Origin of the sequence: Streptomyces sp. MMG1533, assembly GCF_001279775.1 — a bacterium.
Lineage (GTDB): Bacteria > Actinomycetota > Actinomycetes > Streptomycetales > Streptomycetaceae > Streptomyces.
Map to the genome: position 1 here is coordinate 19,400 of NZ_LGDG01000267.1, position 19,508 is coordinate 38,907.

Consider the following 19,508-nt stretch of genomic DNA (forward strand, 5'->3'; position numbering starts at 1 on the left):
ATGCTAAGAGACCGCCACCCGGCGGCCCACGGTCTGTGCTCTCGGGAGGACCTGCCATGACCGCCAGTCTGGAGCAGCTGCGCCGCTGCCACTTCGCCGTCGACCTGGGGGCGGCGAGGACGCGGGTGTACGTGAAGGGGGCCGGGCTGGTCGTCGACCAGCCGTCCGCCGCCGCCGTGAACACCCGTACCGGCGCGCTGATCGCGGTCGGCGAGTTCGCGGAGCGGATGACCGGGCGTACGCCCGACTACATCCGCGTCGTCAGGCCCGTCTCGGGCGGCACGGTCGTCGACATCGAGATGGCGCAGCGCATGCTGCGGCACCTGCTCGGCGACAAGATCCGCCGCGCCCTGCGCCGCAAGCCGCGGCTGCGGGCCGCCGCCTGCACCCCGCACGACGCCGACCCGCTGGCCCAGCGCGCGGCGATCGAGACACTCGTCGGGCTCGGCGCGCGCCGCGTGGAGCTGGTGGACACCCTCATCGCCGCGGCCGTGGGGTGCGGGCTTCCGGTCGAGCGGCCGGAAGCCACCATGATCATGGTGTGCGGGGCGGCCGCGACCCAGGTCGCCGTGCTCTCCCTCGGGTCGATCGTGACCGCCGAGCGGATCCCCGTGGGCGGCGAGGCCGTGGACCACGCGATCGTGCAGCACCTGCGTCACGAGCACGAGCTGATGCTGCCCAGCCAGTCGGTACGGCCGCTGCAGCTCGCCCTGTCCGGCAACGGCCTCACCTCGCAGGGCCCGGCCTCCACCGAGATCCACGGGCGGGACGTGGCCACCGGCCTCGCCCGTTCCGTGCAGGTCGACACCGCCGCCGTACGGGACGCGATCGAGACCCCGCTGACCGCCGTACTCGACGGCATCGGCAGGGTGCTGCGCAACTGTCCGCCCGACCTGGTGGCCGACCTCGCGGACCGCGGGATCATGATGGTCGGCGGGAGCGCGCTGCTGCCCGGCTTCGACCAGATGCTGCGGCACGCGACGGGCATGCCGGTGCACATCGCCGAACGGCCGGACGTGTGTGCCGCCCAGGGCCTCGGCTACATGCTGGAGGGCAAGATCGAGCCACTGGTTCTGGACCCGCTGGCCACCTGACGTCCCCCTGACACCCGCGTACGAGCGCCCCCCTCCCTCACGACGGACCCCGGTCCGGACGCCCTCACCGATGGTCCGGAAGACGGGCGCGAGCGGCGCCCCGGGCGAACTCGCCGTACCGATCCACGTCCAGGGCGAGGTGTTCGGAAACCTGTACCTCGCCGGCAAGCGCGATCGCGCCCCCCTTCACCGACGAGGACGAGCAGCTCCTGCACCTGCCTGACGCAGGGCGGCGGCGACCAGGCCTTCGAGTGCCTCGCGCGGTACTTCGCCGCCACTCACCAGTCGGTCGAAGATCAGTCCGTCGATGCAGGTCAGCAGGATGTGAGTGCGATTCTCAACGTCCGTCACGCCATGCGCGGCGAGCAACAGCCGGACAGCATCGCGGCCGGCGTTCTCGCGGGGTACGAGGATCTCGCGCAGCTCAGGGTCACGCACGCTCTCAATGGCGCAGGCGTAGCGGGCTAGCGAGCGGCGGCGGCCCTCGCCGGTGAGTCGATGTCGGGCGAGCAGCACCATGCCGTCCACGAGTTCCTCGACGGTGCGCAGGGGTGGAAGCTCTTCGGCCATCGTTTGCAGTTCCGCCTGGTCGAGTTGGACCAGGCGTGTGACGAGTCCGGTGAGCAGCGCGGCTCGGGTGCGGAAGTAGGCCGACGTGGTGCCGGGCGGCATGGCCGCTTTGCGGTCGACTGCACGGTGGGTCAGGCCGCGGACCCCTTCGTCGGCGAGTACGTCGAGAGCCGCGTCCGCGAGGAGGGTGCGCCGATCCGAAGCCATGGCTCCTTTCTACACCTGTAGAGCCTCCGCTAGGGTTCCCTTCTACAGATGTAGAAGGATGGGGGCTTCGGGATGGGCAACACGGCAGTGGTGGTCGGAGGGGGCATCGGCGGGCTGGCCACCGCGATCGGACTGCGCCGCATCGGATGGGAAGTGACGGTCGTCGAGCGCTCGTCCATGCTCGAGGACGCGGGGGCGGGCATCTCACTGGCCGCCAACGGCATGCGGGCACTGGACGAACTCGGCGTCGGCGAGGCGGTCCGGGATGCCTCGCGAGGCCAGTACAGCGGCGGCACTCGCACGCCACAGGGTGATTGGCTGGCCCGGATGGACGGCTCGGCGCTGGAGAAGGCGGTCGGCACGCCGATCATGGGCATCCCCCGCTCCACCTTGCACGGGCTGCTTCGCGACTCCCTGCCCGCCGAGGCACTGCTGATCGGCCCAGAGGCGGACTCGGTCGAGCAGATCGACCCCGGGACGGTTCGAGTCGGCTGCGGCGACACGGTCCTGGACGCCGATCTGGTGGTGGCGGCCGACGGCATCGGCAGCAAAGTGCGCAGCCATCTCTTCCCAGCCCACCCCGGCCCGGTCTACAGCGGCTCGACGGTGCTGCGCGCCATTACCGAGCAGCCGGTCGACCTGCGCACCGACTTCGAGCTGACCTGGGGGCGCGGGGCCGAGTTCGGGCACATCGCCTTGGACGACGGGCGGGCCGAGTGGCATGCCGTCCTCAACCTCCCCGCCGGGACGCGGTTCGCCGACCCACTGGACGAACTGCGCAGACGATTCCACACCTGGCACGACCCCATCCCCGCCCTGCTCGACGCGACCCGGCCCGCCGCCGTACTGCACCACGACGTCAACGAACTCCGCTTGCCGCTCCCCTCGTACACGGTCGGCCGGACCGTGCTGCTCGGCGACGCAGCACACGCGATGACCCCCAACCTCGGACAGGGTGCCTGCCAGGCGCTGGAGGACGCGGTCACCCTGGCCGCCGTGCTCGCCACCGAACCCACCGTTGAGGCCGCGCTCGCCCGCTACGACGCCGAGCGCCGACCGCGGACCCAGGCCGTCGCGCGGGCCGCCCGACAGGCCGGGCGGGTGGGCCAGCAGCTCTCCCACCCACTGGCCGTCGCCCTGCGGAACACGGCGATGCGGCTGACCCCCTCCAGCGCCGCAACGCGCATGATCCTTCGGCACCACACCTGGGTCCCACCACAGCTGAACTGATCCGATTCGCGCCCTGCGTGCTGATCTTGTTCCGGACGACCTGTGGGAGCGGGTGGCGCCGCTGCTGCCGCCCCCGCCTGAGCGGCTCCTCCGCCACCCCGGGCGACTGCGTGTTCCCGACCGGATGGCCCTCGCCGGCGTCTTGTACGTGCTGCGGACCGGTGTCGCCTGGCGCGACGTCCCGACGGAGACCGTGGGCTGCTCCGGGGTGACGGCGTGGCGCCGGCTGCGGGACTGGACCGAGGCCGGCGTCTGGCCGCGTCTGCACGCGGCCCTGCCGGCCGAGTTTCAAGGTGCCGACCTGCCGGACCTGGACGACCGTGCCGTGGACGGGTCGCACATCCGGGCCCTCGAAGGGGGGATCACGTCGGCTGGCGGTGCCGGGCACGACTGCACGAGGAGGCGTTCCCGGAGGTCCGTTCGCTGCTCGAGGACGAACACCCGCTGGTCATGACGATCAGTCAAGGGAGGTGATTATGCGGGGATTTGGAGCCACCCACCGTGTGGGACAGGCCCTCGGCGCTACCCTCCTTGTACACACAAAGTGTGACTGGCATCACTACCGTCCGCGCCCGGGCCTCCGACAGAGGCAGACCGTGCCGGCGGTGGCTCGGGGGAAACGGGGAGGGCCGCCCATGCCTGAGATGTCCTTCGACTTCGAAGGTCTCATCCAGATGATCGCGAACAACCTCTACAGCGAGAAGAAGGTGTTCATTCGCGAACTCATCCAGAACGCGCACGACGGCATCCGCAGGCGGGCCCGCCTGGACGGGGCGGTCGGCCGGATCGATGTGGAGACCCGGCCCCAGGACCTGGAGATCACGGTCCGGGACACCGGGATCGGCATGAACCGCGCGGACCTGATCGCCTATCTGGCGAACATCGGCAAGAGTCTGACGAAGGAGGAACGCAAGCAGGACGACACCCTCATCGGCCAGTTCGGCATCGGCTTCCTGTCCGCCTTCGTGGTGGCCTCCACCGTACGCGTGACGACCCGCAAGCCGGGTGAGAAGACCGGCTGGCTCTGGGAGAACGCGGGCAGCAAGGAGTACCACCTGACGGAATGCGAGGTCGCCTCGGCGGGAACCACGGTGACGGTCACGCTGGCCGGCTCCGAGGACCGCGGGATGATCCAGGAGGCGGAGGTCCGCAAGCTGATCCGCCACTACGCGGACATGCTCACCGTCCCGATCCATCTCAACGGCTCGAAAGAGCCCGAGAACACCATGCACATGCCGTGGGAGAGGGTCGGCCTCACCCCGGAGGAACTCAGCTACGACCTGCGCTACTACGTGGAACGGACCCTCAACGACCGGGTGCTCGAAGTCATCCCCGTCCAACTGCGCGGTCCCGTCCAGGCGGAGGGGGTCCTCTACATCACCCGCGACCGCTTCCACACCGTGGACCAGCCGCGCACGATCCGGCTGTTCCAGCGGCGCATGTTCCTGTGCGAGAACCAGCAGGACATCCTGCCGCAGTGGGCCCGCTTCATCAACGGGGTGATCAACACCCCGGATCTCACGCCGACCGCGGCCCGGGACAACTTCCTGCGCGACGACGGGTGGGCGGCCCTGCGCGACGCCCTCGGCAATCTGGTCATCGAGCACCTGGAGCGCCTCCGCGACACCCGGCGTGAGCGGTTCGCGGGCATCGCCCGCTACCACCGGATGAACTTCGCCGCGGCCAGCTACTACTACGACGAGTTCTTCGCGAAGTTCGCGGACCTGCTGCTGTGGCGCACCAACCGGCTCCCCGACGAGCCCGACAACGACACCGTCATCGACCCCCTCGACGACCTCGGCAGCGGCGTCGCGCTGCGCACCCTCCCGGAGATCCTGGAGCGCCTCCCCGGCACGCCGGGCCATCCGAAGACGCTGCAGTGCGTCACCGGGATGGACGCCGCCCGACAGTACTTCAAGATCGCCAACGCGGCCGAGACCACCGTGGTGGACGCCAGTTACGTCTTCGAGCCCGAACTCCTGGACGCCTACACGAAGTTGCCGGGCGCCTCCCTCCGCCTGGTCCACATCGACCGGGAGGACGCCCCGTCCGGCGACGCCATCTTCCAGCAGGCCACCGGGGAGGACGGCGCGGCCGTCCAGAAGCTCGCGGACCGGATGAGCGCGGTCCTGCGCACGACCCACAACCAGAGCATCCGTACCGAGGCCCGTGAGTTCGAGCCGCCGGAGATCGCGGTGGTCCTGCGGACCGACGCCCGCACCGAGGCGCAGAGCAAGGCGGAGGAGGTGCTGCTCGACCCGAACGCGGCGCCCGGCATCCGGGAGATGGCCGAGGCGGTCAAACGCATGACCCACGGCACGGGGCAGTGGCTCACCATCAACGCCCGCAATCCTCTGGTCCAGCGGCTGGCCGCGCACCGGGACGGCGCGAGCAACGAGGTCCAGCAGCTCATGCTGGCGCTGTACCACAGCGCGGTGCTCGCCAACGGGCAACTGATCTCCGCGCAGGCGGCGAGCGCCTTCCACGACCAGTTGCAGCAGCTGATGGGGCGCAGCCTCGAAGCTCTGGAGCTGGAGGCCCAGTGCAAGGCGCTGGATGATCGGCTGCGGGCTGCCCAGGGCCGCAACCGCTCCGGCTCGGGCACCCGCCCCGACCACCGCACCTTCTTCATGATCACACCGTTCGCGGACCGCTACCGGCCCCTGATCGAGGCGTGCCGGGAGGTCGTGGAGCAGCGGTGGGGGTACCAACTGGTGGTCGCGAGCGACCAGCAGGAGGACCACCGTCTCCTCGACAACCTCCAGATCCTCATGCACAACGCGGACGGTTTCATCGCGGAGATCACCGACAGCAATCCCAACGTGATGTTCGAACTGGGCGCCGCCTTCACCGACCGCCGCGACCGCCCGGTCGTCCTCCTGCGCGAGAACGAACCCGTGAACGGGGCGGTGCTGCCCGCCGACCTGCGAGGTCTGCTCTACATCTCGTACGATCTCGACAGCGCGTCTCTGGGGGAACACCTCCGCGCCGAGATGGTGAAGTCGAAAGTCATCCGTGAACTCCTCAAGGACGGCAACCACGCCGTCTACATCTCCCGGCAGCGTCTGGCCAAGTTGCTCGACGCGGTGAACCTGCCGCCGAAGACCCTCGACGAGCTGGCCGCCCGCTACCCCACCGCGCAGGACTGGCTGACGGCGGAGGTCGACGAGGTGGGGCGGCTCCTGGGACAAAAGCTCCAAGGGCTGGCCGGATTCATCATTGAGGAGGTCCGGCGGGTGGTATCGGCGTGATCAAGAGTGACTACGACGCTCTGGTCGATCAGGGGGAAGAGGCGTTCTTCAGGGGCGACGCCTGGACCGCATCGCTGTTCTACGTGCGTGCGCACCAACTGGCCACGGACCGCGGATGGCGGCAGGAGGCCTTCACCGCACTGCGGCTTGCCGCGGACAGTTGGTCGTACACCTCGGAACCCGACCGGGGTCTCAAGCTGCTGCTGGAGGCCGTACACCAACCAAGGTTCACGGGTGACGAAAAGGACCGGTACTGGCTACAGGACCTGTTCCTCAACCACGTGCTGTACCTGAGAGTGAGCGTCGACGATGTCGATGAGCTGGTCGACCATCTGTCGGCTCGGGCCATGGACGCCTGGGGCCATGAAGGGAGCAACACCACCTACAAGAGGGCCCGTGTGCTGATTCGCAGGGGAAAGTGGGCCGCTGCACTCGAAGCTCTGGAGCGAGCCTGGGCACAACGGAACGATCCGGGCCCTCGGTGTTGGCAATGGCAGACAGCGACCCTGGCAGGTCGAATGTGTCTGCAGCTCGCCCGTCGGGACGAGGCGCAGCGCTGGATTGCGCAGCTCAGAGCTCTGGAGGATTCGCTCGGTACGCGCTGGTGCATAGCCAGGGGTGAGGCCGACCTGGCGCTCTTCGACCACGACGCCGGGAGGGCACGGTCGGCATGGAGACGAGTCGACGCGCTGGTCACCCCGCAGCAGCCGCTTCTCCCCGTCGAGGCGACGATGTGGGCGGTCCGCGCACTCCTCCTCGACGTGGACGAGGGTGATCCGGCACGTCCCGCTCACCTGGCCCGTCTGCGACTGACGCACGAGACGCACGATCCGACCTCCGCGTGCTGGGATCAGCACGAGTGGTACCACTTGCTCACCTGCCTGGAACTGGCAGGCGTACGCCATGCCGCCGGCATGCTCCCCGTGGAAGACCTGCACTACCGCAGACCGCAATCCCTCCCGCGCCCCGATGACGCCCGCCTCCCCGACGAGGTGCTCCCCCGCCTGGCCGCCTTCGAGCGGGCCTGCGACACCGCCCTGAAGAACGCCCAGGAGACCGACGCCCGCTTCGACTGCTCCTGGCGTCAGGACGAGGTGGCCGAACTCAGGCGGCGGGGCCGGGACATCGCTGCGGTCTTCCGCCGGTAGGCCGCCTCACCTCAGCGCGCGAACCAGCACCGCACTCGCGTCCCCTCCGCCCCCGTGTGCATCCGCACCAGATCGGCGACGAGGTTGACCATGAGCAGGCCACGCCCGCCCCGCTGATCGCGGGGCGCGGGTCGGCGGCCGGCCAGGGGGTCGGTGATACGGCCCTTGTCGTGGACCTCGCAGATCACGTACTCGTCCTCGGCCCACACCCGCAGTGTGCCGAAACCGCCGCCGTGCACCACGCTGTTGGTGGTCAGCTCGGCGGTGACGAGTGCCAGGTCCTGCAAGCGGATGCCGGCCAGACCGAGCCGCGCGGCCAGGTCGGTGGCGACGTACCGGGCCTGCGGGAGCGAGTCCGTGTCGAAGGAGAAGGACGGCACGTCGGCGACGGGCGCCAACGGCTCGTTGTAGCGGGCGACGACGACGTCGGGGTCGTACTCCCCGCTGTCCCGCTCCCACCGCCCCGCGCCTGCCTGGATGACGGTCGGGTGGGTGGCGTACGCGTCGGCGATGACCTGCGGTGCGAGGCGCCGGACGTCGTAGGGACACAGGATGCTCACCATGCGGCCCTGGAAGGCCGCGTTGATCAGCGCCTCGTGCTGGACGCAGGCGGGGTACTCGGTCTCCGACCGGCCCGCCCAGATCGGCTCGCCGATGATCCGCACCCGCCGGCCGGGCGGCTGGGCGTCGGCGAAGGCGCGCAGTACGCCGGGGATGATCCGGCCGGGGTTGCGTCCGGCCTCCCGCATGTCCAGGAGCCGTACCGCGTCGGCGTCGGCGCCCAGTCCGTCCCGGATCAGCTCGAGGTTCTCGCCGGGCACGGCGACCGCCACGGGTTCACCGGCGGCGAGGCCGGCGCGTACGAAGGGCACCGTGCCCGCGAGGTACTCCTGTTCGTCGCCGTAGAAGAGGGCGGGGTGGACGAAGGGCTCGAAGGTCTCGGCCGCGGCACTCATGACATCGACACCTCGATCGCCGAAAGGCCGGGCCAGAACATCTCCAGCACGCGTTGAAGGGCGCCCGGCGGCCTGTCCAGCACGATCCGACGGCCGTCACCCAGCCGCTGGGCGGCGGCGACGAGCGCACCGGCTCCGGCGACATCGACGAAAGTCACGGACGACAGCTCCAGGTAGTAGATGTCCTCGTCCTCGCGCACGGCCTGTTCCAACACACGCTCCCACGCCTCGTGCGTGGCGAGGCCGACCTCCCCCGTCACTCGCAGGCCGCTGCGCTCGGGCAGGGGGGACACCGTCAGCTCCGGAACCACGCCCGCGGTCCCGGAGGGTGCCAGGTACCGGATACCCACACCGTCTCCCCACTCTTCCGGACTTGATCGCGCATACCCCGGACCGCATCCGGCATTCCCGATGACGGTGTGTAGTACGCCGAACGGCGGGCAGGCGCTCAATCAGCACCGCCTGGCCCCACCGTATCGGCCCGGCGGACGGGGGCACGCAACGTCATGAAGACTGTGAGGGACCTACAAGGCGGGGACATGACCTCAGCGGCACACACACCTCTTGCGGGGCGGCTGAAGGCCCTGGTGATCGAGAGCCACGTGGACGCGGGCCGAGCGGTGCTCGCTCCGCGCGGCGAGCTCATCCACGGATCCGCGGACGTCCTGGCGAAGGCGCTGGCCGAACTGCCGGACGGCACCAGCCGGGTGGAGCTGGACATGACCGGGGTGCTCTTCATGGACACGGCGGGACTGGAGTTCCTGGAGACCCTCGGCGACTACGGCCACCGGCACGGGATACCGGTGATGACCGCGAACTGGGACGGCCAGCCGCGCCGGATCCTGGAACTGGTCGGTCTGGACACCGCGGACCCGATGCAGGCCGCGGACGGCGGATCCGGCCCCGAGCACCAACACCCGTTCGCCTCCTCGGCGGTGGCCGTGGAACGCGCGGAGCAACTGCAGCAGCTCCAGGCGGAGGTCGACCAGCTCCGCCAGGCGATCGCCTCCCGCCCGGTGATCGACCAGGCACGCGGCATCCTCATGGCCACCCACGCCTGCACCTCCGACGAGGCCTGGACCATCCTGCGCGAGGCCTCCCAGCTCTCCAACACCAAGCTCCGCACGGTCGCCGCGGCGGTCACCGCCAGCACCGGCGCCGACGGCCCGCCGCCCCCGGAGGAGGTCCGCACGGCCCTGCGCACGGCGGTGGCACGACACAGGCGGTAACGGCTCCGGGCGACGGGGGCGGCGGCATTCCCCTGAACACGGCGCTGATACGACGTTGATGCGGCGTGGATACGGCGTGGATACGGCGTTGATCCGCTCCTCGGCCGGAGCATAGGTTCCGACGCATGACGAACCTTCGGATCGGTGTGATGTACGACCGCGACTGGGCCCCGGAAGGGTTGCCCGGATTCGCACGGCAGGCCGAAGCACTCGGCGTGGACGACCTGTGGGTGGTCGAGGACCTCGGCTGGAACGGCGGGGTGTCGGCGGCGGCCGTGGCGCTGGGCGCGACCGAGCGCATCCGGGTGGGCATCGGCATCACCCCCGCTCCGCTGCGCAGCCCGGCGCTGCTGGCCATGGAACTGGCGACACTGGCCCGGGTGTTCCCGGGCCGGCTGGTGGCCGGCATCGGGCACGGGGTGCGGGGGTGGATGGTCTCGGTCGGCGTCGCGCCGAGTTCACCACTGGCCCTGCTGGAGGAGACGATCACCGCCGTGCGCGCGCTGCTGCGCGGGGAGCGGGTCGAACTGGCGGGCCGGGAGCTGCGACTCGACGGCGTCCAGCTCGTGCACCCGCCCGCCGAACCGCCGCCGGTGGTCGCGGGCGTGGTCCGTCCCCGCTCGCTGGAGCTGTCCGGCCGGGTGGCGGACGGCACCGTGATCACCGAGGGCCACGGCCCGCGCGACCTGGAGAACACCCGGGCGCTGACCGCCAAGGGCGGAGCCACCGCCGACCACACCCTGACGGTGCTGTCCTTCTGCTGCGTCGGCGAGGATCCCGACCAGGTGGCCCGGACCCTGCACCCGCACACCGAGGGCCACGGCGCCTGGCTCGGCCGCCCGCAGCAGGAGGTGTTCACCGTCTCCGGCAAGCCCGCGGAGGCCGCCGCACACCTCCACGAACTGGCAACGGCCGGAGCGGACACGGTCGTACTCCGCATAGTCGGCCCCGAGCCGCTCGGCCAACTGGAAGCCGTGCTGGAGGCCCTGGGACGCTGAACGCCCGCCGCAGAAGGCGCGGGTGAGAACATCACCAGCCGAACGGGTGTCGTACCGGGAGAGGGAGCACGTGAGCCAGGGGCAAGTGACCTACCAGATGCAGTACGCCGCGTCTGCGCCGCTGGTCGTGCGCTCGCCGGAGCAGGGCCGGGGAGATTTCGTCGTACGGCTCCACCCCGACGCCGAGGGGCCTGCGCGGGACCGCTCCGGCCGCGCCTTCCACATCGTCCCGGAGGGATACGGCGAGCACGCCCCGCTCGCCCGCGTCGTCACCGAGCAGACGCTCGCGCGCCCGGGCGGCCGGCCCGCCGTCTACCGCGTCGAGGACCCGTACGGCACGCCGATCGGCCGGATCACCCTGCGCCGACGCCCCTTCGGGTTCGGTCGGCGGACCCGGTGGACCGTGGAGCCGGTCACGGGTCCGGCCCTGCGGGGATACCGCGGCCGGCTGGTGTGGTGGGTGCTGTGGTGGCCGTTCGGGCTGCCCCTCAGCCTGACGTGGGCCATCACCTCGATCTTCGCCGACGACGGCGACGGCGGCTTCCGCTCACCCCGCCGCGTGATCTGGCGGGACGGTTCGGGCCGCGCCCACGTCGTCTTCCGCGGCATGGCGGAGGACTACCGGGTCCTCACCGGCGGCTGGGATCCGCGTCTGATCACCGCGCTGGTGGGGCTCCACCAGTCGTTCGACCCGAACGAGGCGGCGCCGACGGGGGGTTGGCACAAGGGCTGAAGCCGCCGGCACGCGCATACCTTCGGGGCCGCTACGCCGACCCGATGACCGGCTCCGTCCAGTCGAGGTCCGCCCAGCGGCCGGGGTCGTCCGGATCGGGAAGGCCGCGGCGGTACGCCGGATCCTGTTGCTGCCGGTGGCGGACACTCGCGTGGAACACCGCGTCCTCGGGTACGGCACGCAACCGCCTGCCCACGAGGAACCAGGCCGGGCCGTTCCGGTGGACGGGGGCCTCGGCGAAATTCTTGGTCAGCGTCGTCGCCTCGGCGTACGCGTCGGGCCGGAGGTCCAGGTCGCGGCAGACGCCGTCGACGATCCACTTGAGGGTGACGGTGGAGAGCAGGGGTTCGCCCTTCGCGTGGTCGAACGTGCCGCCGACGTCGGAGTGCACCCCGGCGAACCAGACCTCCTCGAGCGTGTCCCGGACCGGCTGCGGCCGGGGTTTGACGAGGTACTCGCGGTAGGGGCGGCGTCTCTCGTCGAGGGACACGGCGTGCCGGATGCGGGCGGCGTTGGGCAGGGACCGGGTGTAGGGCCACTGCAGATTGCCCAGGCGGAGGATGCCGGCCGCCTTCACGGTGTCCCAGAGCCCCAGGTAGGCGACCGGCACGGCGTAGCGCGAGACCTGCTTCGGGTCGTTGCGCTTGACCGTCTCCCACAGCGGGTCCGTGTGGGTGTGCCGGCAGAAGGCGCGCGAGAAGCGTGAGACCTCCTGCTGGCTCCGGTCGATGTCCTGGTTGAAGGCGTACTTCGCCACGGCGTAGGGGACGAGGTTCTCCGCCCCGGGGCGCATGAGCCCCGGCTTGTTGAGCATCCCGACGAGCGCGCGGGCCGTGTAGGCGCCGCGGCTGAATCCGAAGACGTACACGGAGTCGCCCGGCTCCCAGTGCCGCATCAGGTACGTGTAGGCCTCGGCGAGGTTGGTCCTGAGTCCCGTCCCGAAGGCGAGGCCACCGAGCCGGGAGAGCCGGTGGCCGAGGGGACCGCGCGCGGTGGCCGACGACATGGTGCCGACCCCGGCGTCGTAGTAGAGAAGCTGGCTCGAGGGGTCGTCGGTCCTCAGCATCTCGTACAGCTTGACCACGTTGGTCGGGTTCCGGGCGCCGACCTGGTTGCCCGATCCGTCGAGGCAGATGACGATCTTGCGCGGCATGATCGCACCTCACCTACCCGACGGGCGGGTGGACGCGGAGCGCGCACCGGGACGTATCTGCTGCTCGAACGCCGCCAGGGCCACGGGGCTGTCCGGCGGGGCGACCGCCATCATGCGGCGCCGCTGCGCCTCCGCCAGGATGTCCCCGGCCGGCGTGCCGTGCCGGGCGTGGACGATGCGCACATGGCCGTCGCCCGAGCCCCGGCGGTCCACCGGAGCGACGCCCGCGTGGGTTCCGTCGGGCAGGGTGACCCACAGCTGGAAGTCGTCGAACTTGAAGAAGTCCGCGGACTTGGTCGGCCACGGGTAGTGGTGTTCGCCGGCCGCCTTGGGCAGGACCCCCGAGTGGTGGGGGTTGCTCATCGGCACGCACGCGTTGAAGAGCGAGTCGGTCCAGGCCTCGACGCCGTCGGCATCCGTGACGGGGGTGCTCAGGAGGTCACGGGCGCGCTTGTAGCCGAGGGCGTCCAGGGCCGGAAGCGTGAACGGGAAAGCGGCCACGAGCTCGGCGGCCTCCTGCCGGAGCCGGTCGACCTTCTCGGGGTCGGCGCAGAACTGCATGCTCCACTCGATGCCGACCCGTGCCCGGTACATCCGCCAGCCGCTCCCCGTCATGACCCAGAGGCTGCCGCCGTGGTGCATCTCCCAGGGCCCCGGCCCGTACGGCGGCTCGGCCCCGTCCGTGCCGAGCTCCTGGAGGATCCTCTTGGCCACCTTCTTGGCGGCGCGGAAGTGAGCGGACTCTGAGCGTTCCGGATGCTTGACGATGCGTATCTCCCAGGGACGGGTCTCCCCATGGGTGTGATCCACATCGAGGACAGCACCCGCCCCCCGCCCTGCAGCCCCCGGAACAGACACGGAACCGGCGTCAGCCATGGCCGACCTCCTCTGGTCGGCGGCCTCGCACGCCACGCCGCGCCCGAGCGCCGCTACCTCCATCGTGCGGCGCCGACCCGACGACGTCGACTTATCGAGATTCCTCCGGCTCGTGGCAGCGTCCTGCCCGTCGGTCCTGGTCCTGGCCCTGGTCCCGGCCCTGGCGCCGGCCCGGGACGGACTCGTCCGAACACGCGCCGGCCGCCTCCGGCCGGGTCCCCCGCCAACGGCCACCGCGGCGGTCGAGGGTCGGTGCCCGGAGGCCGCCGGTCGTCACGGGGACGTCGGTCGGTCGAGGCTGCAACCGACAAGGTCCAGAGGCGTGGAATCCCCGGCCGGACGACCGCACAGCCGCCTCGTCGTGGACTCACCGGTCGCCGTGAACGTCGCCTTCCGCAGCACGATGCCATGGCCGTCGTGCCCGGCGTACAGCCCCGCCTTGGTGAAGTCGATGCGCCCCGTGGCCATGTCGGGGAGGTTCACGGCCCGAAGGTTCACCCAGGTCCCGGCACGGTCGTGCAGCCGGCCCTTGAGGGTCGCGGCCCGGTACATGGCCCGGGTGGCGTCGTAGGCGAGAGCGGCCTGCCCACTGGAGAAGGACTGGTTCTCGGGCCCGACCGTGCCACGCAGCCCCAGCCGGTCCTTCGCGAGGCGGTAGAAGGACGTCTTCCCTGCGGCCTTCTCCAGATCGGCGAGGGCGGCGTAGTACAGCGTCACCCGGGCGGCGTTGCCGTCCCAGCCGTCGCCGAAGTCCGCCTTGGCCAGGTCGTCACCGCCGAGGACGGACAGTTCCTCCTCCAGACAGCCCGATTCCTGGAAGTCGAACAGCAGGTCGTCGAGTTCGTCGACCCGTCCCGCGAAGTAGACCACCGAGGGTGCCTTGCCCGCGGCGCAGATGTCGTCGGCGCTCGTCGTCAACTTCGGTTTGCCGTGGTCGAGTTCGTAGAAGGCGCGGCGTACCGAGAACTTCTTCTCCACCAGTGTGCTGTACGCGTACCTCGCCTGTTCCCTGGTGTATCGGTCGGGCTCCGCGGTGTTGCGGGCCAGGACGAGTGCCCGAGGTGCGGCGCCGCCGTCTCCGCGCAGTTGCTCGGCCACCAGCCCCAGCTGACGGACCTGCCACTCGTCGGTTGCGGCGAGGCTGAACCAGTTCGAGAAGCGCCGGGCCAGATAGCCGGCGGAGTTGGTACCGGAGACGACAGGCAGCTTGGCCTTCTCCAGGGTCTCGGTCACCTTCGTGCTGGACTCCAGATCGCGCCCCAGGCCGACGACCCCCACCACGGAGGGGTCGTTCGCAGCGTAGTCCGCGATCAGTTCGGCCATCTGCTGCTGGTGTTCCATGTCTGCGCCGCCGTTGGCGACGAGGACCTGGAGGAACTGGTACCGCTTGTCGTTCACGGTGGCCTGGGCGGTGTAGATGCCGGCCAGTTCCTCGATGCCCTTCACCCGGGACATGCTGTCGCCCGGCCCGTTGCTCAACGGGCCCGCGTACACCACGGTGACGTACTTGCCGGGGTGGGCACGCGCCTCCTCGTTCTCCTCATGGATCTTCTTCTCCAACCACTCCAGTGAGCGGGGGCGGGCGGCTTCGGCGTGCTTCGCGGCCGTCGCCGAGCCGTCGAGCGCCGAGAAGCGGACGCCGTCGGTCGCGATACCGATGCACTGCCCCTGGATCCGCTTGAGGTAATGGTTCGCGCTCATCAGTCCCGTCGCGCAGTAGGTGTCGTTCAGCCTGGCCTGGGAGATGAGCCCCGTGGTGAGAACGACCGCCAGCACCGCCACCAGGGTGTGGGCGGACCACAGCACACGGGCCGTCGTCAGTCGGCCGCCGGACCTGACGCACTGCCGTTCCTGACCGCGTTCCAGAGGCTCCAGCTGATCGGCGGGGAGCGGGATCTTCAGCACCCAGGGCAGCGCCTGCTCATGACTGGGTGACTGGCCGGAGCGAAGGTTCCCGGCCCACTCCTCGTACCAACGGCTGAGCCGGCTTCCCAGCCGCTCCGCCGGTTCCCACTCCGGCCGGGCGTCGCGGACGACACAGTGCTCCAGGCGGACCACGTCGGCGACGGCGACGGACGCCACGACAAGCAGCGGGTCGATCTCACTGCGCCTGCTGCGGACATCGCTGAACGCCTTGACCAGCGCGATACCACCGTTGTCGTCGTTCACCGACCCCAGGAACAGCATCGGTGGCCGGGACCGTTTGAAACCGCGCAGATCCCAGCTCCAGCGCCGGTGGTTGTCCCGCAGGTCTTCGAAGAGTGCCAGGACGTACAGCTGGAGCGGGAACTCGCCCCCCTCGCGCAGCACCTCCGCCACGTCGTGAGCGCGTGAGGCGATGGCCTTCCAGGAACGCACGGGGCGGAGCGGGTGCGCGTCGGACGGTCCCCGGCGAGCCGCCGCCCTGAGGAACGTGGTGGTCAGGAACCACCGGCTTTCCCGCCGCAGCCACAGAAAGAGCGGGGCCCGGCCCGGCATCTGGTGGAGGACGAGCAGCAGCGCCATCAGGCTGAGGCCCGCCACGAGGACGACGTAGGGTTCCGGCCGCGTCAAGAGGGCGGTGAAGGCGCCCAGTAGGCCGGTGGAGACGAACTGCTGCATGCCGGGCAGAGCGAGGCGGGTACGGCGGCCCACAGGCGTGCCGGGGCGCCAGCGCTGCCCGGCAAGCACCCGCAGCAACTGCTCCTGCGTCCTGGCGCGGGCAGCGGAGTTCCGGCGTCCGGCCGCCGCACCGGCGGAGTCGGGCGGCGACCAGTGCTCCTGCATCTCCGGGGCGTCGGCGGCGTCATGGATGGCCCGCACAAGATTGAGCCGCGGGAAGGAATAGGACCGATAGCAGGACGAGCTGTCACCCCAACGCTTCGGATCGGCGAGATACCGGACGAGCCGGACGGCCCGCGCCGTGGGGCCGTCGCCTTCGGGCACCTCGCCGTCAAGCGCGTGCACGCAACGTGAGCCGTGGCGCTTCTGCCTGTCGTACAGCTCGTCGACAAGCTGTACGACGCTGTGGTCGTCGCTGTCCTGTTCGGCGTGGAGCACCACCACGGGCATGGGCGGATCACTTGCACGGAAGTCCTGAACCAGGGTTTCGAGTTGCTGCTGCAGATCGATACCGGCCGGTGTGGACATGCCACGGTGACCATCCGTGCACGGTGCCGGGTTCCCGTTGGTGCCGGACATCGCAATACCCCTTCGTCGGTGGTGAGTCGCGACGCTAGCGACGACGAGGCGGGCGCACGGGCACTGCCGAAATCCACGCTCGTAAGGGTGAATGGCCCGCTCCGTGCAGGTGGACGGCATGAGCATCATCGAGTCGCGAGGAGAAGCCGGTGGTTCCGCCACAGCATGGGTGCGGCTCCTGCCGCGCGAGCCGGCCTGGATGAGATGAGTTCGGCAGCCCTCTGTTCGGCGGCGGCAAGCCGCTGCGCGTTCTCGCGGGGCCGCCTGTCCGGACCCCCCGGGTGGTGGGGGCGCGAACAGTGCGCTGCGCCGTTCGTGTGAGATGTCCAATTGGCACTTGCCGCTGTCATCGTTGCAATGGATTACTGGAATGGATCCAACCGGTGGGCTGCCCGTTCTCGCCGGGGGATGCGGCAGGCGGACTGCCCGCGGATTTCCCGGGAAATCCCGGGTGACGTACCGGCATACCGCGATGGGCACTCTCGGCGAGAAAATGGATCCGTTCAGCCGGTGCCGTTCGCGGCACCGGCTGACGCATCTTCCCAGGCTATGACCGTGGAGAGGCGGCGGAGGTGTCGTTCGGCTCCGATGGTCGGGCAACTGCCGGGCAACCAGGATGAATTGAGGCATCCCCGCAATTTTCTCGGCACGCCTCACCGTGTGCAGTAAGGGTGGGAGAGTAGTCCCAGAGTGTTCCTCATGCGGTTACTTCGGAGTTCCCGCAACGGCCCGGGAATTCCGCAGAGTTGAAGCACTCGAAAGGCCCCTGAGGAACTGCGTAACGTGGGTTTCCATCCGCAGTCCCGCACACCAGCGGACCGAACAACCCTCGCATGCCGTAAGCGTTCGCCTCCCGAACTGGTGACGGAGCAGCCAGTTCAACCAGCGTCGCGATCCAGGGCGCTGACGCCCTGTCGGATCGAAATACAACCCGTCACCGTTTGCCGCCAGGATCGTTGGACATCAAATCGCTCCCGCAAACCCGAGTCTCCGACAGCCCTCGAACAGCCCCCGGAATCGGCTTGTTGTGCCAGGTGAACAGGGGTCGCGCCCAAGTGGCGCCGCCCCGGTGCGGAGTTGCTGGGGCTACTCCGTTCGGGTGATATGAGTTGACGGCCTCTTGTCACTCGATTGGGTCTGTGGGTCACTGAGAGTGTGAACCGGCGGGCTGCCCATCCCGTGCCGGGGGAACGTTGAGACAGGCAGCCCTTGCCGGTTTTCTCCTTGCCCAGGAGAGAAGGCACAAACTGCTGCGCCTCCTGCCGGCGTGCCGGGGCGGACATCTCTTCGTTCATCCTGGGCCCGGCCGTACTGACGGCGCCTGAAGGGGTCGGGAAGAGAGCAGGCCTATCCCTTGCCTGTGGCTCGCCCCCATGACGCGGCAGCCGGTGGTCAGGTCCCCCCCCTTGCCGGTTCCTCGCATGTCCCCATCAATCAGCGAGGAGTACATCATGCCCATCTCTCCGAATCAGGGTTCCACCGGCGGCGGGACGCTGGTGACCATCACGGGTACGAACCTGTCCAACACCAGCGCGGTGACCTTCGGCAGCAAGCCGGCCACGAGCATCACCAGCGTGTCGCCGACCCAGGTCACCGCCGTGTCCCCCTCGGGAACCGGCGCAGTCGGAGTGACCGTGACCACCCCCGGCGGGACCAGTAACCCGGTGTCGTTCTTCTACGTCGGCGCCCCGTTCAAGTCGTCCCTGGGAACGACCTCCGGAGCGCTGGCCGGCGGCAACACCATCACCATCAACGGCACCGGCCTGTCCACGGCCACCAGCGTGTCCTTCGGCGGGGTGACCGCCACTCCGACGGTGAACTCCGACAGCTCGCTCAGCGTCACGGTTCCGGCGGGGGCGGCGGCCGGGCCGGTCGCGGTCAGCGTGACCACTGCGGGCGGCACCAACAACGGCCTGACCTACACCTACGTCGACGACCCGACGATCGGGACGGTCAGCCCCACCTCCGGTCCGACCTCGGGCGGCACGGCGGTGACCATCACCGGCACCAACCTCGACAGCACCGACTCGGTCACCTTCGGCGGCACGCCGGCACCGTTCTCGGTGATCAACGCGACCACGCTGTCGGCGGTCACCCCGCCCGGCGCCGCCGGGGCGGCCGACGTGGTCGTGACCAACCCCGCTGGGTCCGACACCGCGGTCGGCGCGTTCACCTACGTCACCGGCCCCGGCATCTGACCCCTCCGCCTGCCTTCGCGCAGCGAAGGCAATGAACCCCCGTCCGGGCGGCAGTCCCCCCTCCGCCCGGACGGGCCCCAACCCTCGTTCAAAGGGCATAACGCCAGCCACCATGCGTAAGCCCTCCGCACGCGGCCTGAGCCCTGCCGTTCACGTGAGTGGATCGAATTCCTGCCGGCCCCCCCGGGCCGTCCACCAAGGCCGCTACCCGCTCCGCCGTCCTGTCACCAGGGCACCTGCACTTGTCCCGCCTTGTTTGAAGGAGTACAGCCATGGCTGCCCCTGTGGTCTCTTCGGTCAGTCCCAACCAGGGATCGGCCGCCGGCGGTACCACCGTGACCGTGACCGGTACCAGCTTCGTCGGCACGACAGCCGTCCGGTTCGGCAGCAAAGCCGCAACGTCGTTCACCGTCAACAGCAACACGCAGATCACGGCGATCAGCCCGTCCGGCACCGGGACGGTGAACGTCACCGTCACCACCAGCCAGGGCACCAGTACACAGCTGGCGACCTTCACCTACGTGACCACACCGGCTCCCTCCCTCTCGGGCCTGAGCCCCACCCAGGGGCCCCTCTCGGGAGGCATCACGGTCACACTGACCGGCACGAATCTCTCCGGCGCGACGGCAGTGGGCTTCGACGGCGTGGCCGCCACATCATTCACCGTCAACTCCGCCACGCAGAT

At 70.0% G+C, this 19,508-nt stretch carries 16 protein-coding genes; 10 read left to right on the top strand and 6 right to left on the bottom strand.

Translation table 11 applies throughout. The annotated features are described in order from the left end of the window. Positions 1-56: 56 nt before the first annotated feature. A complete protein-coding gene (locus ADK57_RS40720) occupies positions 57-1,094 on the top strand; it encodes a rod shape-determining protein (protein WP_053754776.1) in 1,038 nt (345 codons plus the stop codon). Positions 1,095-1,280: 186 nt separating this feature from the next. Here ADK57_RS40720 and ADK57_RS40725 read toward each other — a convergent pair whose 3' ends face one another. Next, positions 1,281-1,871 carry a TetR/AcrR family transcriptional regulator gene (locus ADK57_RS40725; protein WP_053754777.1) on the bottom strand — a complete coding sequence of 197 codons (591 nt, stop codon included), beginning with the start codon at positions 1,869-1,871 and terminating at the stop codon, positions 1,281-1,283. A gap of 72 nt (positions 1,872-1,943) precedes the next feature. Between ADK57_RS40725 and ADK57_RS40730 the strand changes: the two genes are divergently transcribed. The 4 genes from ADK57_RS40730 to ADK57_RS40745 all read left to right on the top strand — a co-directional run bounded on the left by ADK57_RS40730 (position 1,944) and on the right by ADK57_RS40745 (position 7,500). Further along, entirely contained in the window at positions 1,944-3,101 is a 1,158-nt protein-coding gene (locus tag ADK57_RS40730; RefSeq protein ID WP_053754778.1) for an FAD-dependent monooxygenase, read from the top strand. A 40-nt stretch (positions 3,102-3,141) separates the two neighbouring features. Then, complete coding sequence (locus ADK57_RS48455; protein WP_420711964.1) at positions 3,142-3,555, top strand: transposase; 414 nt, start codon at positions 3,142-3,144, stop codon at positions 3,553-3,555. A 181-nt stretch (positions 3,556-3,736) separates the two neighbouring features. After that, a complete protein-coding gene (locus ADK57_RS40740) occupies positions 3,737-6,352 on the top strand; it encodes an ATP-binding protein (RefSeq protein WP_053754779.1) in 2,616 nt (871 codons plus the stop codon). Further along, positions 6,349-7,500 (top strand): hypothetical protein, encoded by a 1,152-nt coding sequence (locus ADK57_RS40745; RefSeq protein WP_053754780.1) that lies wholly within the window; start codon positions 6,349-6,351, stop codon positions 7,498-7,500. Before ADK57_RS40740 ends, ADK57_RS40745 begins: the two co-directional genes overlap by 4 nt. An 11-nt stretch (positions 7,501-7,511) precedes the next feature. Here the strand turns inward: ADK57_RS40745 and ADK57_RS40750 are convergent, their stop codons facing one another. Together ADK57_RS40750 and ADK57_RS40755 are read right to left on the bottom strand one after the other, a co-directional pair. Then, a complete protein-coding gene (locus ADK57_RS40750; RefSeq protein WP_053754781.1) occupies positions 7,512-8,456 on the bottom strand; it encodes an anti-sigma factor RsbA family regulatory protein in 945 nt (314 codons plus the stop codon). Then, a complete protein-coding gene (locus tag ADK57_RS40755) occupies positions 8,453-8,806 on the bottom strand; it encodes an STAS domain-containing protein (RefSeq protein WP_053754782.1) in 354 nt (117 codons plus the stop codon). The genes ADK57_RS40750 and ADK57_RS40755 overlap by 4 nt, the downstream gene beginning before the upstream one ends. A gap of 189 nt (positions 8,807-8,995) precedes the next feature. Here ADK57_RS40755 and ADK57_RS40760 point away from each other — a divergent pair, with 189 nt between their 5' ends. The 3 genes from ADK57_RS40760 (at position 8,996) to ADK57_RS40770 (ending at position 11,416) form a co-directional block, all read left to right on the top strand. After that, positions 8,996-9,685 (top strand): ANTAR domain-containing protein, encoded by a 690-nt coding sequence (locus ADK57_RS40760; protein WP_053754783.1) that lies wholly within the window; start codon positions 8,996-8,998, stop codon positions 9,683-9,685. 125 nt (positions 9,686-9,810) lie between these two features. Continuing rightward, a complete protein-coding gene (locus ADK57_RS40765) occupies positions 9,811-10,683 on the top strand; it encodes an LLM class flavin-dependent oxidoreductase (protein ID WP_053754784.1) in 873 nt (290 codons plus the stop codon). A 70-nt stretch (positions 10,684-10,753) separates the two neighbouring features. Then, positions 10,754-11,416, top strand: coding sequence for a hypothetical protein (locus tag ADK57_RS40770; RefSeq protein ID WP_159050233.1), 663 nt, complete (start codon positions 10,754-10,756; stop codon positions 11,414-11,416). Positions 11,417-11,447: 31 nt separating this feature from the next. Here the strand turns inward: ADK57_RS40770 and ADK57_RS40775 are convergent, their stop codons facing one another. From ADK57_RS40775 to ADK57_RS40785, 3 genes are all read right to left on the bottom strand, one after another. Then, the gene (locus ADK57_RS40775) at positions 11,448-12,569 is read right to left on the bottom strand and encodes a DUF2235 domain-containing protein (RefSeq protein ID WP_053754786.1); all 1,122 of its coding nucleotides are present in this window, start codon (positions 12,567-12,569) and stop codon (positions 11,448-11,450) included. 9 nt (positions 12,570-12,578) lie between these two features. Further along, positions 12,579-13,508: a DUF6424 family protein gene (locus ADK57_RS40780; protein ID WP_324612267.1), complete on the bottom strand. Its 930-nt coding sequence runs from the start codon at positions 13,506-13,508 to the stop codon at positions 12,579-12,581. 210 nt (positions 13,509-13,718) lie between these two features. Then, positions 13,719-16,574, bottom strand: coding sequence for a hypothetical protein (locus ADK57_RS40785; protein ID WP_053754788.1), 2,856 nt, complete (start codon positions 16,572-16,574; stop codon positions 13,719-13,721). A gap of 1,502 nt (positions 16,575-18,076) precedes the next feature. Between ADK57_RS40785 and ADK57_RS40790 the strand changes: the two genes are divergently transcribed. After that, positions 18,077-18,823: an IPT/TIG domain-containing protein gene (locus tag ADK57_RS40790; RefSeq protein ID WP_053754789.1), complete on the top strand. Its 747-nt coding sequence runs from the start codon at positions 18,077-18,079 to the stop codon at positions 18,821-18,823. Between the two features lie 272 nt (positions 18,824-19,095). After that, positions 19,096-19,508 (top strand): IPT/TIG domain-containing protein (locus tag ADK57_RS40795; RefSeq protein WP_199830791.1); only part of this gene is annotated, 413 nt, incomplete at its 3' end.

Coding starts and splice junctions, on each gene's coding strand:
- ADK57_RS40740 (WP_053754779.1), top strand. CDS start 3,737: ATGCCTGAGATGTCCTTCGACTTCGAAGGTCTCATCCAGATGATCGCG.
- ADK57_RS40785 (WP_053754788.1), bottom strand. CDS start 16,574: ATGTCCACACCGGCCGGTATCGATCTGCAGCAGCAACTCGAAACCCTG.
- ADK57_RS40790 (WP_053754789.1), top strand. CDS start 18,077: ATGCCCATCTCTCCGAATCAGGGTTCCACCGGCGGCGGGACGCTGGTG.
- ADK57_RS40780 (WP_324612267.1), bottom strand. CDS start 13,508: ATGGAGGTAGCGGCGCTCGGGCGCGGCGTGGCGTGCGAGGCCGCCGAC.
- ADK57_RS40720 (WP_053754776.1), top strand. CDS start 57: ATGACCGCCAGTCTGGAGCAGCTGCGCCGCTGCCACTTCGCCGTCGAC.
- ADK57_RS40760 (WP_053754783.1), top strand. CDS start 8,996: ATGACCTCAGCGGCACACACACCTCTTGCGGGGCGGCTGAAGGCCCTG.
- ADK57_RS40725 (WP_053754777.1), bottom strand. CDS start 1,871: ATGGCTTCGGATCGGCGCACCCTCCTCGCGGACGCGGCTCTCGACGTA.
- ADK57_RS40765 (WP_053754784.1), top strand. CDS start 9,811: ATGACGAACCTTCGGATCGGTGTGATGTACGACCGCGACTGGGCCCCG.
- ADK57_RS40730 (WP_053754778.1), top strand. CDS start 1,944: ATGGGCAACACGGCAGTGGTGGTCGGAGGGGGCATCGGCGGGCTGGCC.
- ADK57_RS40775 (WP_053754786.1), bottom strand. CDS start 12,569: ATGCCGCGCAAGATCGTCATCTGCCTCGACGGATCGGGCAACCAGGTC.
- ADK57_RS40750 (WP_053754781.1), bottom strand. CDS start 8,456: ATGAGTGCCGCGGCCGAGACCTTCGAGCCCTTCGTCCACCCCGCCCTC.